This window comes from Streptosporangium heterodermiicola (assembly GCF_051390675.1).
Lineage (GTDB): Bacteria > Actinomycetota > Actinomycetes > Streptosporangiales > Streptosporangiaceae > Streptosporangium.
In genome coordinates, this window is record NZ_JBPJSR010000035.1 from 1 (window position 1) to 14,581 (window position 14,581).

The 14,581-nt window shown below is 72.9% G+C and carries 11 protein-coding genes; 7 read left to right on the top strand and 4 right to left on the bottom strand.

The features are described from left to right. Positions 1-250, top strand: a 250-nt coding sequence (locus ACSC1Q_RS39980; protein WP_436763953.1) for a calcium-binding protein, incomplete at its 5' end; no start/stop codon positions are given. A 151-nt stretch (positions 251-401) separates the two neighbouring features. Here ACSC1Q_RS39980 and ACSC1Q_RS39985 read toward each other — a convergent pair. After that, the gene (locus ACSC1Q_RS39985) at positions 402-1,340 is read right to left on the bottom strand and encodes a GlxA family transcriptional regulator (RefSeq protein WP_436763954.1); all 939 of its coding nucleotides are present in this window, start codon (positions 1,338-1,340) and stop codon (positions 402-404) included. Between the two features lie 209 nt (positions 1,341-1,549). Here ACSC1Q_RS39985 and ACSC1Q_RS39990 point away from each other — a divergent pair, with 209 nt between their 5' ends. Next, positions 1,550-2,239 carry a DJ-1/PfpI family protein gene (locus ACSC1Q_RS39990; protein WP_436763955.1) on the top strand — a complete coding sequence of 230 codons (690 nt, stop codon included), beginning with the start codon at positions 1,550-1,552 and terminating at the stop codon, positions 2,237-2,239. Positions 2,240-2,415: 176 nt separating this feature from the next. Then, a complete protein-coding gene (locus tag ACSC1Q_RS39995) occupies positions 2,416-3,186 on the top strand; it encodes a DUF899 family protein (protein WP_436763956.1) in 771 nt (256 codons plus the stop codon). Between the two features lie 206 nt (positions 3,187-3,392). Here the strand turns inward: ACSC1Q_RS39995 and ACSC1Q_RS40000 are convergent, their stop codons facing one another. The 3 genes from ACSC1Q_RS40000 to ACSC1Q_RS40010 all read right to left on the bottom strand — a co-directional run bounded on the left by ACSC1Q_RS40000 (position 3,393) and on the right by ACSC1Q_RS40010 (position 9,730). Continuing rightward, positions 3,393-6,974, bottom strand: coding sequence for a condensation domain-containing protein (locus ACSC1Q_RS40000; protein WP_436763957.1), 3,582 nt, complete (start codon positions 6,972-6,974; stop codon positions 3,393-3,395). After that, on the bottom strand, positions 6,971-9,424 hold the full coding sequence (locus ACSC1Q_RS40005) for a non-ribosomal peptide synthetase (RefSeq protein WP_436763958.1): 2,454 nt from the start codon (positions 9,422-9,424) through the stop codon (positions 6,971-6,973). The genes ACSC1Q_RS40000 and ACSC1Q_RS40005 overlap by 4 nt, the downstream gene beginning before the upstream one ends. A 90-nt stretch (positions 9,425-9,514) precedes the next feature. Then, positions 9,515-9,730, bottom strand: coding sequence for an MbtH family protein (locus tag ACSC1Q_RS40010; protein ID WP_436763959.1), 216 nt, complete (start codon positions 9,728-9,730; stop codon positions 9,515-9,517). Positions 9,731-9,848: 118 nt separating this feature from the next. Between ACSC1Q_RS40010 and purF the strand changes: the two genes are divergently transcribed. From purF to ACSC1Q_RS40030, 4 genes are all read left to right on the top strand, one after another. Then, positions 9,849-11,294: an amidophosphoribosyltransferase gene (purF, locus tag ACSC1Q_RS40015; RefSeq protein WP_436763960.1), complete on the top strand. Its 1,446-nt coding sequence runs from the start codon at positions 9,849-9,851 to the stop codon at positions 11,292-11,294. Positions 11,295-11,326: 32 nt separating this feature from the next. After that, entirely contained in the window at positions 11,327-12,028 is a 702-nt protein-coding gene (locus ACSC1Q_RS40020; protein WP_436763961.1) for a class I SAM-dependent methyltransferase, read from the top strand. Between the two features lie 143 nt (positions 12,029-12,171). Further along, positions 12,172-13,389, top strand: a complete 1,218-nt coding sequence (locus ACSC1Q_RS40025) for a DegT/DnrJ/EryC1/StrS family aminotransferase (protein ID WP_436763962.1) — start codon at positions 12,172-12,174, stop codon at positions 13,387-13,389. Positions 13,390-13,492: 103 nt separating this feature from the next. Continuing rightward, positions 13,493-14,521, top strand: coding sequence for an ATP-binding protein (locus tag ACSC1Q_RS40030; protein ID WP_436763963.1), 1,029 nt, complete (start codon positions 13,493-13,495; stop codon positions 14,519-14,521). Positions 14,522-14,581: the final 60 nt, after the last annotated feature.

The following is a 14,581-nucleotide window of genomic DNA, read 5'->3' on the forward strand; positions in this document are numbered from 1 at the left end:
GAACGCCAGCACGATCATGGTCAACATGCGCCAGGGCGACGACATCGTCAACAACGACACCGTCAACCGGTTCACCGAGATCTTCGGCTCGGCCGGCAACGACACCCTCTGGGGCGGCAGCGGCCGCGACGTCCTCGTCGGCGGCACCGGCGACGACTTCCTGCACGGCCGTGGCGGCAACGACACGACCGACGGCGGCGCCAACACCGACACCTGCACCGGCGAGACCGAGGAGAACTGCGAGATCTGAGCGACCGGCCCCGGGGGAGGGGCCGGTGGCGGGCCGGGCGTCCGATCGGGCGCCCGGCCCTTTCGCGTCCGGCCTCACCGGCAGCACAGCCGCCGGGCCGCGACGCTTGGTCGGTCCGTCCCCAAGGAGTGCCCGCCGCTGCCTTTGGATATCAGCTGAAGGCCCGGCGGTAGCTGTGCGGGCTGACACCGGTTGTCTTCTTGAAGCGGTCGCGGAAGGCGGTGGCCGAGCCGAAACCGACCTGGGCTCCGATGCGTTCGACGGTGTGGTGGGTGGACTCCAGGAGGTGCTGGGCTTGGCGGACGCGGGCGCGGTGGAGCCACTGGAGGGGGGTGGTGCCGGTCTGCTCGCGGAAGCGGCGAATCAGCGTCCGGGTGCTGGTTCCGGTATGAGCTGCGATGTCGGCAAGGGTGAGATCGGTGGCGAGGTTGTCCTGGAGCCAGGCGAGGAGGGGTTCGAGACTGCCGCCCCGAGGGGTGGGCGGGTAGCCGTGGACGATGAACTGCGCTTGCCCGCCTTCGCGTTCCAGGGGCATGACGGACAGCCGCGCGGCGTCGGCGGCGACGGCCGAACCGTAATCGGCGCGGATCATGTGCAGGCACAGATCCAGGCCGGCGGCGGCACCGGCCGAGGTGAGGATCTGGCCGTTGTCGACGTACAGGACATCCGGGTCGACCTGGATGCGCGGGTAAGCGGTGGCCAGGAGGTCGGCGGCGGCCCAGTGGGTGGTGGCTCGCAGGCCGTCCAGGAGTCCAGTGGCGGCCAGAGGGAAGGTGCCCGAGCAGATGGAGGCGATGCGCGTGCCGTTCCGGGCGGCGGCCCGGAGCGCGTCGACGACGGCGGACGTGGGCGGGACGGCGAGGTCGGCCGTGCCGGGCACGATGATCGTGTCCGCGCCCTTGAGCCCTTCCAGCCCCCAGGGCGCACGCAGGGAGAAGGCGCCCGCGTCGATCTCCGGCCGCTCGGCGCACACACGGATCTGATAGCCGGGGCGTCCGTCCGGGAGGCGGGTGCGGGTGAAGACCTCGATCGGGGTGGAGAGGTCGAACGGGATCACCTGGTCCAGCGCGAGGATGGCGACGGTGTGCATGACGAGAAAGTACCTCCCCGCCGGGCGGCGGTTCCGGCGCTCTGCCCCGGATAAGCCACTGTTTCTCCAGTTCGGATGACTGACACCGGTCATGGCATTTTTCCGCTGGTAGGTGTCGTCAATGCCACTGGGAAGCGAGGCGGCAGCCGGTTAGCGTCGCGACTGAAGCCGGCTCGGACCGGCCCGGCCAGACCTCAAGGACTCCTCCCATGCACGCCCAGATCATCTTGTTCGACGGTTTCGATCCCCTCGACGTCATCGCGCCCTACGAGGTGCTGTACTCCGGCGGCACCGCCTCCGGCGGCCTGGTGAGCGTGGAGCTCGTGTCCGCCGAAGGGCCACGCGAGGTGGTCAGCGGCACCGGGGCCCTGGCACTGCGGGCCACGGCCGCCCTCGACCCCGCACGAGCGGGCCTGATCCTGGTCCCCGGCGCCTCGGGCCGCGTCGGCGAACCCGGTGAGATCCCTGACCACGACGCGGGCGCCGGGCAGTGGCGGCAGGACGAGTTCATCCCGGTGCTGCTGGGCCGCACGCTGACCACCGAGCTGCCCGCCATGCTGAAGGCGGCGATGGACAACCCCGAGGTGACCGTCGGCGCGGTGTGCGGTGGCTCCCTTGTCCTGGCCATGGCCGGCCTCCTGGAAGGCCGCCACGCCACCACCCACCACATGGGCCTGGACCTGCTCGACGCCACCGGCGTCCACGCCGTGAGGGCGCGCGTCGTCGACGACGGTGACCTCGTCACCGGTGCCGGCGTCACCTCCGGGCTCGACCTGGCCCTCTACCTCCTGGAGCGGGAGGTGGGCCCGCGGATCGCCCACGCCGTCGAGGAGCTGTTCGCCCACGAGCGCCGCGGCACCGTCTGGCACGACCGGGGACCGGCCCCCGCCGCCTCGTGACCAGCGCCGCCCCCGCTCCGCACACACCGACCCCGGCGGGAGCGCGGTTGAACGCGCGCGTACCTGGTGACATGCGTCTCACCGGCACCCCGAACGGCGGAGGTACGAGACCGGTATCCGGCCGTGATCGGCCGAAGGTGTTGTTCCGCGCCGTCCAGCTGGGCTAGACAGGTCACATGACAGAGACGTCAGCAGCCGGACACCACCTTCCGCAGGTCGCCGATCGGCGGACCTGGCAGGCGAGGATCGACGAACTCCGGGTCAAGGAGAAGGCCCACACCAGGGCCGGGGACGCGCTGGCCGCCGAACGCCGCCGGCTGCCGATGGTCGAGGTCGATCCGCTGACCCCGCTGATCGGAGCCGGCGGCCCGGTGCCGTTGATCGACGTCTTCGGCGGCCGGTCCCAGTTGATCGCCTACTTCCAGATGTGGCACACCGGCAAGCCCGCGGCGGAGCAGTGCGAGGGCTGCACCTTCTCCACGGCCCACATCAACGAGCTGTCCTACCTGCACTCGCGGGACGTCGGCTACGCGACCTTCTGCCAGGGACCGTACGAGGAGAGCTCGCGCTACCGCGACTTCATGGGCTGGACGATTCCCTGGTACTCGGTGCCGGAGGACGCCGTGGACCGGCTGGTCGCGAACCGGCACTTCGGCATCCTGGTCGCCTACCTCCGCGACGACGACAAGGTCTACGAGACCTACTGGACCACCGGCCGGGGCAACGAGCCGATGGCGCCGTCGTACGGGCTGCTGGACCTGACCGTCCACGGCCGGCAGGAGTTCTGGGAGGACTCGCCGGAGGGCTGGCCGCAGCGTTGGGGTTCCCGAGGTGGCCAGTTCCGGCTGGACGGCCGCCCGACCGCCCAGTGGTCACGGATCGAGGCCGGGCGCGACGACGACCTCGGCCCCTCGTCCGACGATCGTTCTCAACCGCACTGCCACTGAGCGAGCGTCCGGGAACCCGGCAGGCGCATGGTCCACAGGGCTGGTTCGCAAGGCGAAGAAGCACGGCGGGCGGCGGACCGGCAGGAGGCGAGCCGTCGCCGCCCGCGCCGGGTCGCCGTAGCCCTTCCCACCCCCTCGGACCCCGCCGAGAGACCCGGTGAGGCGGCCTCCCCCCGCCAGGAGGCCGCCTCACGACGTGCGCCCGGTCAGGTGAGCAGCTTCGAGATCCTGGTCTCCGGTTCCAGCACCGCACGGGTGAGCAGCGCCGCCACCCGGCCCAGGCGTTCCTCGACCTCTTTCCGGTCCCACAGCTCGACGGCGTACTCCAGGTCCAGCACGACCCGCTCCCCCGCCATCCCGGCGTACATCTCCAGCTCATACCGGTTCGCCCTGGTGTGCACGTAGTCGAACCCGACCTCGCACCCGGCCAGCTCAGGGATCGCGGGCCCGGCGCCCGCCCAGTCGGACGTCACCTGGAACAGCGGCATCCGGCGCGGATCCGGGTGGATCCTCAACGCCCGCACCACCTCGTTGAACGGGGTGCTCTGGTGGGCGTACGCCTCCAGCACCGTCCTGCGGACCCGCCCGGCGAGCTCGGCGAAGGTGGGGTCGCCGCCGCAGTCGACGCGCAGCGCCACCATGTTGACGAAGCAGCCGACCACGCCCTCCAGGCCGGGCAGCGGCCGGTTGTCGGCGGTGGTGCCGATCACCACGTCGTCCTGGCCGCTCCACTGCGCCAGCATCGCCGCGAAAGCGGCCGTCACCAGCATGTAGGGCGTCGCCCTGCTCTGCCTGGCCAGCGCGAGCAGCCGCCGCGACTCCGCGTGCGGCAGGCGGTGGGCGATCATCTCGGTGTCGCGGCCCTCGCGGCGCCCGTCGCGCGTCCTGGGCAGGACCAGTTCGGGCGCCTCGCGCAGCCGCTCGCGCCAGAACCGTTCCGACGCGGCCGCCTCGGGTCCGCCGAGCCAGGCCTGCTCCCAGGCCACGTAGTCGGCGAAGCGCAGGTGCGGCGCGGCGGGCGCGGCGTCCCGCTCGGAGTACAGGCGGCCCAGCTCGCCCACGAGCAGCCCGATGGACACGCCGTCGGTGACCAGGTGGTGCTGGACGAGCGCGAGGACGTGGTCGTCCTCGCCGAGCCGGTAGAGGGTGGCCCGTACGAGCGGCGCGGTGGACAGGTCGAAGCCGTTGTCGGCGTCGAGCGCGGTGCGGCGGGCCGCCTCCCGCGCCCGTTCGTCCTCGGGCAGGCCGGTGAGGTCGTCGACCGGCAGCTCGACGCGTACGCCGGGGTCGAAGCGCAGCACCGGCACGTCGCCGACGAGCGCCACCCGGGCGCGCAGGTTCTCGTGCCGCGCGACCAGCGCGTCGAACGCGCCGCGCAGGGCGTCCACGTCGAGCGGGCCGCGCACCCGGTAGGTGACGGCGGCGATGAAGTCGCGGGCGTCGCCGCCCGCCAGCTGCTCGTTGATCCAGATCTGCAGCTGCGCGGTGGACAGCGCGCTGGTGTCGGGCTCCTCGCCGTCCCGCTCGATCTCCCCCAGGGGGGCGGTACGGCCCGCGCGACCGGCACGGCCCGCGTCGCCGAGCGTGTGCTCCAGCGCGGGGTGCTTGGCCGCCATGTAGTCGGCCAGGTCGGCCGGGGTGCAGTTCTCGAACAGGGCCATCAGCGGTACGCGCACGGCGAGCACGGAGGCGATCTCGCGCACCAGCCGGGCCGCCAGCATCGAGTGGCCGCCCAGGGCGAAGAAGTCGTCGTCGGGCTCCACCTCGTCGAGGTTCATGACGCGCGCCCAGATGACGCAGAGCGCCGCCTCCAGGGCGGGCAGCTCGGTCCGCTCGTCGCGCTCGCCCGCGTCGGGCAGCCGCCCGGCCTCGACGCGGCCGTCCTCGGTACGCGGGATGCGGTCCACCGGCACGACGACGGCGGGCACCATGTACTGCGGCAGCCGCTCGACGAGGGTGGCGCGCAGCGCGTCGGGGGGCGGCCCGGCGACGGTGTAGGCGACCAGCTCGCGGCCCGCGCCGCCCTCGACCGCGATGACGGCGGCGTCCCGTACGGAGGGATGGGCGCGCAGGACCTCCTCGACGTCCTCAAGCTGCACCTGGAACGGGCCGATACCGACCAGCCGGTCCTCGCGCCCGCGCTCGACCACCCGCCCGTCGGGCCTGCGGGTGGCGAGGCGGCCGGTGGGACCGGCCCCCGCGGAACGGTGGACCAGCTGGCCGACGGCCCCGGCGGGCAGCACGTTGCCGTCGTGGTCGAGCACGGTCACGTCGCCCTGGGTGAGGGTGACCCGCTCCTCCGGGGTGATCATCGGGATGTCCGCCAGGGTCTGGGCGGGGTCGTCGGCGACCGCCCGCAGCACCCGGTCGTAGTGGCGCATCACGCGGGCGATCGTGGCCTCGTCGAAGAGGGCGTCGTCGTACTCGACGAAGAGGTCGACCCGGTCGCCCCGGCGCACGGCCTCGACCGCGACGTCGAAGCGGGACCGGCCGCGCGTCACCTCGACCTCGGCCGCGGGCACGCCGCCGATGGAACGCTCGGCCGCCCCGGCGTCCCACATGGTGAAGACGACCTGCACGAGCGGGGTGTGCCCGGCGTCGCGCTCGGGCTGCAGGAACTCCACGAGCTTCTCGAAGGGCACGTACTGGTGGTCGAAGGCGTCGAAGGCGGCCTCGCTGACCGCGTCGGCCAGGTCGGTGAAGGGAAGCTCGCCCGCCGGGCGCAGCCGTACGGGCACGATGTTGGCGAAGAAGCCGAGCGCGCCGTCGAACTCGCGCCCGGGGCGGCCGGGGGCGCCGGTGCCGAGCACCATGTCGCCACGCCCGGTGTAGCGGTAGAGGGTGGCGGCGAAGGCGGCCAGCAGCACGGTGAAGACGGTGCCGCCGACCCGCTCGGCGACCTCGCCGAGCGGGCCCGTCAGGGCGGGGTCGAGCGGGAAGCGCTCGCGCCTGCCCGCGCTGGCCCGGCGGCGCGGCCGGAGCCGGTCGGCGGGCAGTTCCAGCACGGTGGGCGCGCCGTCGAGCTCGCGCCGCCAGTGGTCGACGTCGGCGGCCAGCCGGCCCCCGGCGAACTGCTCGCGCTGCCAGCGGGCGAAGTCGCCGTACTGGGCGGGCGGCTCGACCGACACCCCGATCGGCGCCTCAGGCGACCCACCCGGTGACCCACCGGCCGAGCCGGTCCGCGTCTCACCGGCTGATCCGGCCCGCGTCTCACCGGCTGACCCGCTCTGCGGCTCACCGGCCGAGCCGGTCCGCGTCTCACCGGAAGACCCGCTCCGCGTCTCGTCAGGTGGCTCGCTCTGCGGACCGCCGGGGAGTTCGCCCCGGTAGGCGGCGTCCAGCTCGTCCAGCAGCAGGTTCATCGAGAACCCGTCGCTGATGATGTGGTGGACCCCGAGCACGAGCGCCTGCCGGTCCGCGCCGAGCGTGACGAGCGAGGCGCGCAGCAGCGGTCCCGAGGCGAGGTCGTAGGGGGCCTCGGCGACCTCGCGGGCGTACTCCATGAGCGCCTGCTCGCCGCCGACGGCCGCCTCGCGCAGCACGGGACCCCGGTCCCAGACCGCCTGCACCGGTTCCGCGCCCTGGTAGACGAAGGTGGTGCGCAGCACGTCGTGCCGCGCGACCACCCGCTCCAGCGCCCGCCCGAGCCTGGCGGCGTCGAGCGTGCCGTCCAGGACGAGCACCTTCAGCTCGTTGTACGAGCCGTTGCCCGGATCGTCCTGTTCGACGAACCAGAGCTGCTCCTGGAGGTAGGACAGCGGTGCGGTGCGGACGGGCAGACCGGTCACGAGGGTCCCTCCGTCTTTCTCGCGATCACCCAGAGGAAGCGCGACTCCCCGAGCGGTGTCCGCTGTGCCACGACCTCCTCGCGCTCGGGGACCAGGCCCTTCTCGCGCAGCAGGCGCAGGTTCTCCTCGGTGGGGAAGCCGGAGAAGAACATCGTCGAGCCGAACCACTCCTCCACCGCGCCGGGGATGTCCTCGGTCATGAGCGTGGCCAGCAGCAGCCCGCCCGGCTTCAGCCAGCGGGCGATGTCCCTCAGCAGGCCGGGGAGCTCCTCCCTCGGCAGGTGGGTGAGGGTGTAGATGGACACGACGGCGTCGAAGGAGGCGTCTGGGAACTCCGCCTCGGCCATGTCGGCCTGGACGAGCGTCGCGCCCGGCAGGGTCTTCTCGGCGAGTTTGAGCTGCTCGGCGGAGATGTCCACGGCGGTGAGAGCGTGCGCCTCGGCCACGCGGCGCGACGACTCGTGGCCGCCGCCGACGCCCAGCTCCAGCACGGCCGCGCCCTCGCCGGGCAGCATGCCGAGCAGGTGGTCGGTCCAGGTCATGCGGGGGCCGTCGGAGAACTCCGACTGGAAGGCGGCGTAGCGGTCGGCGATGTCGTCCCAGCCCTCGCGGACGATGTCCTTGATGTCGGAGCGGACCTCGGAGTCGACGGCGTCGGCGACCCCGGCGATGGTGGGCCGGTCGAAGAACTCGACGACCGGCACCTCGATGCCGAAGATCGTGCGTACCCTGCCGAGGAGCTGGATGACCTGGATGCTGGTCCCGCCCAGCTCGAAGAAGTGGTCGTGCGGGCCGAGGGAGTCGACGCCGAGCAGTGGTTTCACGATCTCCTCGGCGACCCTGCGCCGGGTCGGCGTCCACTCACCGTCGTCACCGGCGTCGGTGGTGGTGGCTTCGACGCGCTCCCCCCTGGCCTCGGCCAGGGCGTCGCGGTCGACCTTGCCGGTCGGGGTGAGCGGGATCTCGGGCACGTGGACGAACTCGTTGGGCACCAGCGGCGCCGTCAGCCACCGGGCCGCGGTCTCGCGCAGCTCGCTCACGCCGGGCGGTTCCCCGGCGGTGGAGACGACGTAGGCGATCAGGCGGGCGTCGCCGTCGTCGCGCGCCTCCGCCTCGACCACGGCGTGCGCGATGTCGGGGTGCCTGCAGAGGGTCGCCTCGATCTCCTCCAGCTCGACGCGGACGCCGCGCACCTTGACCTGGCGGTCGGCCCGCCCGGCGAAGACCAGCTCGCCCTCGGGGGTCCAGCGCACCAGGTCGCCGGTGCGGTAGAGGCGCTCGCCGGGCGTGGTGGCGAACGGGTCGGGGACGAAGGAGGCCGCGCTCGTGCCGGGACGGCCCAGGTAGCCGCGCCCGAGGCCGGGGCCGCCGACGTACAGCTCGCCGACCGTGCCGATCGGCACGGGGCGCATCGCCTCGTCCAGCGCGTACGCCCGGTGGTTGGGCATGGCGCGGCCGATGGGCGGCGAGGTGTCCCAGTGTCCCTCGCACTCCTGGGTGATGACGCCGACGGTCGTCTCGGTGGGACCGTAGCTGTTGACGAACCTGCGCCCGGCCGCCCAGCGGGTGGTGAACTCGCCCGAGTAGCTCTCGCCGCCGACCGCGATGACCCGCAGGTCGGGGAAGTCGCCGGGCTCCAGCAGCCTCAGCACCCCGGGGGTGCCCATGTAGACGGAGATGCGGCGCTCGCGCAGCAGGTCGCGGAAGCGCTCGGAGGAGGTACGGGTCTCGGTGGAGGCGACGTGCAGGGCGGCTCCCGACAGCAGCGCCCCGAACGCGTCGAAGGTGGAGACGTCGAAGGCGATCGAGGAGAACTGCACGAAGCGGTCCCGCGGCGAGAGCCCGTACAGGTGCTGGGCGCCCCGGACGAACGCGGTGACCGCGCGGTGCTCGATGAGGACGCCCTTGGGCGCCCCCGTGCTGCCCGAGGTGTACATGACGTAGGCGAGGTTGGCCGGGTGCAGCGGCACATCGGGGTCGCTCTCGTCGCTTCCCGGGTGGTCGTCGACGTTCACCACGCACCACGGGCCCGGCGGCACCTCGGCCTCGGTGGTGGAGTCGGCGAGCACCACCGCGGTGCCTGCGTCGCGCAGGATCGCCTCGACCCGCTCGGGCGGGTTGCCCTCGTCGACCGGCACGTACGCGCCCCCGGCGGCCAGCGTCCCGAACATGGACACGACCGTGTTCACCGAACGGCGCTGGTAGATGGCGCAGCGGTCCTCGCGGCGCAGGCCGAGACCGAGCAGGTGCCCGGCCAGGCGGTTGGCGGCGCGGCGTACCTCGTCGTAGGTGAGGGTCGTGCCCTCCTCGTCCGTCAGCGCCGTGGCGTCGGGGGACCTGGCGACCTGGGCGGCGAACCGTTCGGCGACGGTCGCCGGCTCGTCGGCCAGCTCGGTGCGATTCCATTCCTCGACGACCAGGCGCGCGTCGTGCTCCTGGATCGTGTCCATCGGCTCCTCCTTAAGGGACCGTCCTCGGGGGCCGTTCTCCGGCGGGCCCGCGGGTCAGGATCGGGGACCGTTCATCGGCGGGGCCGCGGGTCAGGAGCGCTCGCCGTCGTCCATCCAGCGGCGCAGGCTCAGCGGGCGCATGTCCGTCCACACCTCCTCGATGTGGGCCAGACACTCCTCGCGGGTGCCACTGTGACCGGCGCTCCGCCAGCCCTCGGGAATGTCACGGTCGGACCACCATATGGAGTACTGCTCCTCGTGATTGAGCACGACGGTGTACTCGGCGGTCTCCACTGCCTCGGCCATTCGGCTCTCCTTCGCCTCATTCGTCATTCGACCCGACGTTGCAATCAAACAATGCCATGGTCAAGCAGAAGCGATTTAACGTACTTTCCGCGAAATGTTAAGGTGTTTAAGGGGAGCTATGTGTGGAATAGCCGGCGTATCTGTTCTCGACGGGACCGCCGGGCAGCCGGCCTTCGACGGGCTCGTCACCCTGCAGCACCGCGGCCAGGAGTCGTGGGGCATCGCGGTGGCCGGGCCGGACGGCGTGGAGGTCAGGCGGTCGCTGGGGTTCGCCTCGCGCTCGGACCGCGGTGACTCCGCCAACGGCGACCGGCCGGCCGGAAGGCTCGCGGTCGCCCACACCCGGTACTCGACCACGGGCGCCACGCTGCTGGAGAACTCCCAGCCCTTCGTCCACGAGGCGCGGCGCATAGCGCTGGCGCACAACGGGGACCTCACCAACGCCGCCGAGCTGCGCGCCCGGCTCGGCCGGGAGGGCTACGGGTTCCGCTCGACCAGCGACTCCGAGGTCATCCTCGCCCTCCTCGCCGACGCCCTGGACACCCCCGATCCCCAGGCCGGAGACCCGGTCGTGGCGGCGGTCGCGCGGGCCGTACGGGTGCTGAGCGGCGCGTACTCGGTGGTGTGCGCCGTCGGCGACCTGCTCGTGGCCTTCAGGGACCCGCACGGCCTGCGTCCCCTGGTCGTGGGGTTCGCCGAGGGCAGGGCGGTCGTCGCCTCGGAGACCTGCACGCTCGACGCGCTCGGCTGCCCGGACCAGCGGGAGGTGGAGCCGGGTGAGCTGCTGGTCCTGCGCGACGGCCGCCTGATCGGGGCGCACCGCGTCGCCGACCCCGCTCCGCGCAGCTTCTGCGTGTTCGAGCACCTCTACCTGACCAGGCAGGACTCCAGGATCGACGGCGCCAGGACCGGCGCGACGCGGATGGCGTTCGGCGAACGGCTCGCGCTGGAGTCCCCGGCGGACGCCGACCTGGTGGTGGCCGTTCCCGCCTCCGGCGTGCCCGCCGCCCGGGGGTACGCGCGGGCGGCGGGCCTCCCGCTCGCCGGGGCGCTGGTCCGCGACGAGCAGGTGGGCAGGACGTTCATCGAGCCCGACCAGCGGCGGCGCGAGCGCAAGCTGCGGCGCAAGTTCTCCATCGGCGCGCCGGTGGACGGGGCGAGGGTCGTGGTGGTCGACGACTCGATCGTGCGCGGGTCCACCATGCGGCGCATCGTCACGCTGCTGCGCGAGTCGGGGGCGAGCGAGGTGCACGTGCGGATCGCCGCGCCCGCGCTGATCGCGCCCTGCCACTACGGGGTGGACATCGTCGACACCGGCGAGCTGGTGGCGACCGGCCGCGAGGCCGAGGAGGTGTGCCGGATCATCGGCGCGACGAGCCTGGCGTACCTGTCGGTGGAGGGCATGCGCCACACGGTCGGGAGCGCGGCGGGCGAGGGGTTGTGCGAGGGCTGTCTCACCGGCGAGTACCCCACCCCGGTGAGTCCCGGGCGCGACAAGTTGAAGCTCGTGCCCGCACAGGCCCCACGGCACGCGGCGCCCCGGACGGCCGTCCACCCCCGTTGACGATGATCAAGGCCCCGCCTAGCCTCCGCCAGATGGGACCTCAAACAGAACCGAACGCGTACGACGACGACGGTGGCTGCGACGCCCGCTACACCAGGACCGCCTGCCTGTGGGGGCGCAGGCCCGACCGGATCTCCGACGTCCTGGGAGACGCGCTCTCCCTGCCCGGAGCACCCGCGGAGGTCGGACCGCCCTCCACCCCGGCCGGCGCGGACGCGCCCGCCGTCCTCGACGTGGGATGCGGCGAGGGACGCAACGCGGTGCGCCTCGCCCAGCGGGGCGCGCGGGTGCTGGCCATGGACATGTCGGAGGCCGCGCTGGAGAACGGCGCGCGGGCGTGGGGCGACGCCGGCGGGATCGAGTGGCGGCGGGGCGACGCGCGCACCGCCGGGCTTGAGCCCGCCTCGTTCGACGGGGTGCTGGCGTGCAGCGTCCTGCACTGGCTGGAGGACGAGGAACAGGTCGCCGACGTCATCGCCAGGCTCCAGGCCGCGACCAGGCCGGGAGGGGTGAACGCCCTGCTGATGTTCAACCGCGGCCACGCCTACCTACCTCCCGCCGGCGAGATGCGGATGCCGGTCCTGCTGCCCCACGACTGGTACCTCGCCAGGTACGCCGGATGGACCGTGCTGAGCGCCACCGACGCCGACTCCACGCACACGCACAAGGGCCACGAGGAGCCGCACACCCACGCGGTGACCAGGCTCGTCGCCCTCAAGGGGGCGGACGCGTGAGCCCGCCGGCACCCGGCCGCACGGACACGCGGGAGACCGGGCCCACGGACACGCGGAACGCACGGGAGACCGGCCGCACGGACACGCGAGACACGCGGGAGAGCGGCCGCACGGACACGCGGGAGAGCGGGCTCACGGCCCCCGTGAGCCTCCCGCACCCGCTCGAATGGCCGGTCTACGACGAGGGCGTGGCGGCCAAGGTCGCCGAGCTGGTGACGCTGGGCCGCACGTTCGACTACGACTACGGCCCCGAGCTGGCCGAGCTGGAACGGTCGTTCGCCGAGCGGCACGGCCGCGCCCACGCCCTGGCGCTCACCTCCGGCACGGCCGGGCTGCTCGCCGCCTACTTCGCGCTGGGCATCGGGCCCGGCGACGAGGTGATCGTCCCGGACCTCACGTTCTTCAGCACCGCCTCGCCGCTGTTCCTGCTGGGCGCGGTGCCGGTGCTCTGCGACGCGGGCGACGCCACCGGGAACGTGGCCGCGGCGGACGTGGAGGCGCTGGTCACCCCCCGTACGGTCGCGATCGTCGTCACCCACCTGTGGGGGCACAGCTGCGACATGGACGCCCTGCGCGCGGTGGCCGACCGGCGCGGGCTCGCCCTGGTCGAGGACTGCTCGCACGCCCACGGCTCCACGTTCCGGGGCCGGCCGGTGGGCTCCATGGGCGACATCTCGATCTTCAGCGTGGGCGGCAGGAAGCTCGTCTCCGGGGGCATGGGCGGCATGCTCCTCACCGACTCCGAGGACGTCTTCGCCCGTGCCTGCCTGCTGACCAACTTCCGGCACCGCACCGACCTGACCATCGACGCCGTCCGCTACAAGCCGTTCCTGCTGACCGGGCTCGGCGGCAACTTCCGCATCTCCACGCCGGGCGCCGTGCTCGCCCAGAGCCACCTCGACCGCCTGGACGAGCTGGTGGAGCGCCGGGTGGCCAACATGTCCGCCCTGACCGCGGGGCTCGGCGAGCTGCCGGGCGTGCGGCCCTCCCCCGTCGCCGAGGGCGTCACGATGGGAGCCTGGTACGACGGGGTCGTCGAGGTGACGCCGGAGTGCCCGTTCAGCCGGGACGGGCTGGTCGCGGCCGGTCAGGAGCGCGGCCTGAAGGTGCGCGGCCCGGCCACCCGTCCGCTGCACGTCTTCCCGCTCTTCCAGGGCACCGCGCCCGACTGGTCACCCCAGGTCGCCGCCGCCGTACGGGCCGCGGCGGCGGCGAACGACCGGCCGTTCCCGCGTTCCGCAGAATTGTTCGCCAGGTGGATGAAATTGCCGGTGAATTTCCTCTGGGAGGCCGATTCACCCCTGGTCGGCGCGTATGTCGAGGCGTTCGGCGACGCGTTCTCGATGGCGCGTACCGCGTAACGTCGTTCCTGATTTCCGACGCTCACGGCGTTCTCGTTGTCAGCAGCGTTCTCAGCGTTCTCAGCGTTCCAGTGTTTCCAGCGTCGATTCCGGAGTAATCCACATGAGCCGACAAACGTCCCCCGTCATTCACGCCGTCGCCCCCACCAGCCTGGAGAGCTGGTTCGGTCATTTCGTCGACCTCGGCCCGCAGGACCGGATCGTCTTCACAGGCGAGGACCACCACGTCGACGTGGCCCCGCTGCTCGGCGCGATCGGCCGGACGCCGCGGGCGACGGTGGTCTTCCACTCCAGCCACACGACGCTCGGCCGCGACCAGCTGCTGGCCTTCCGGCTCCGCGAGCTCGGCCACCGGGCCGAGTGCCAGTCGCGGCTGTGCGCCTCGCTGGGCAGCGACAAGATCCTGATGAAGGAGTTCTTCGACCGCTACCGCCTGGTCTCACCGCCGTGGGCGCGGGCCGGCGAGCCGCTGCCCGCGGCCGGTCCCGACACCCCCGTGGTCATCAAGGACCGGCACGGCACGCAGAGCGTCGGCACCCGGCTGGCCCGCGCGGGCGAGTGTGACCTCGCCCCCAACGAGATGAGCGAGCTGTACGTCGACGGGATCGAGTACTCGGTGCTGATCTACCGCGACGAGCACGGCACGGCGACGTTCCCGCCGGTCTGGAAGGGGGCGACCTCGCCGGACCTGGTGCCGCCGTGGCAGCGGCTGCGGCTGTGTCCCAGCCCGGCGCTCGGCGGCACCTGGGAGCGCAAGCTGCGGGCCGTCGGCAAGCGGCTCGCCGACCTGGCCGAGGCGCACGGCTACCTGGAGGTGGAGTTCCTGCTGACCCGCAGCGGCGAGGCGCACCTGCTGGAGATCAACCCCCGGGTGTCGGGCACCATGCGGCTCGCCGCGATGGCGACCCAGCTGCCGATCTTCTCCCTGCACGCCCGGCCCGAGCTGCGTGACCATCTCTGCGCGGCCCGCTTCAGCGGCGAGGTCCCCTACAGCGGGGACCCGATCACCGACGCCGACGGCGAGGTGTTCGCCACCTCCCGGCTCACCGTCGCCGGGGAGAGCCCCGACGAGGTCCGCGCCAAGCTGCGCGAGCTGGGCGCCGAGCCCCGGGCGCTCCCCCGCGCCTCCTGACCCCGCGCCCCGACCCCGCGTCCCGACCCCGTCCTACCGGGAACCCGCTTTCCCCGGCCC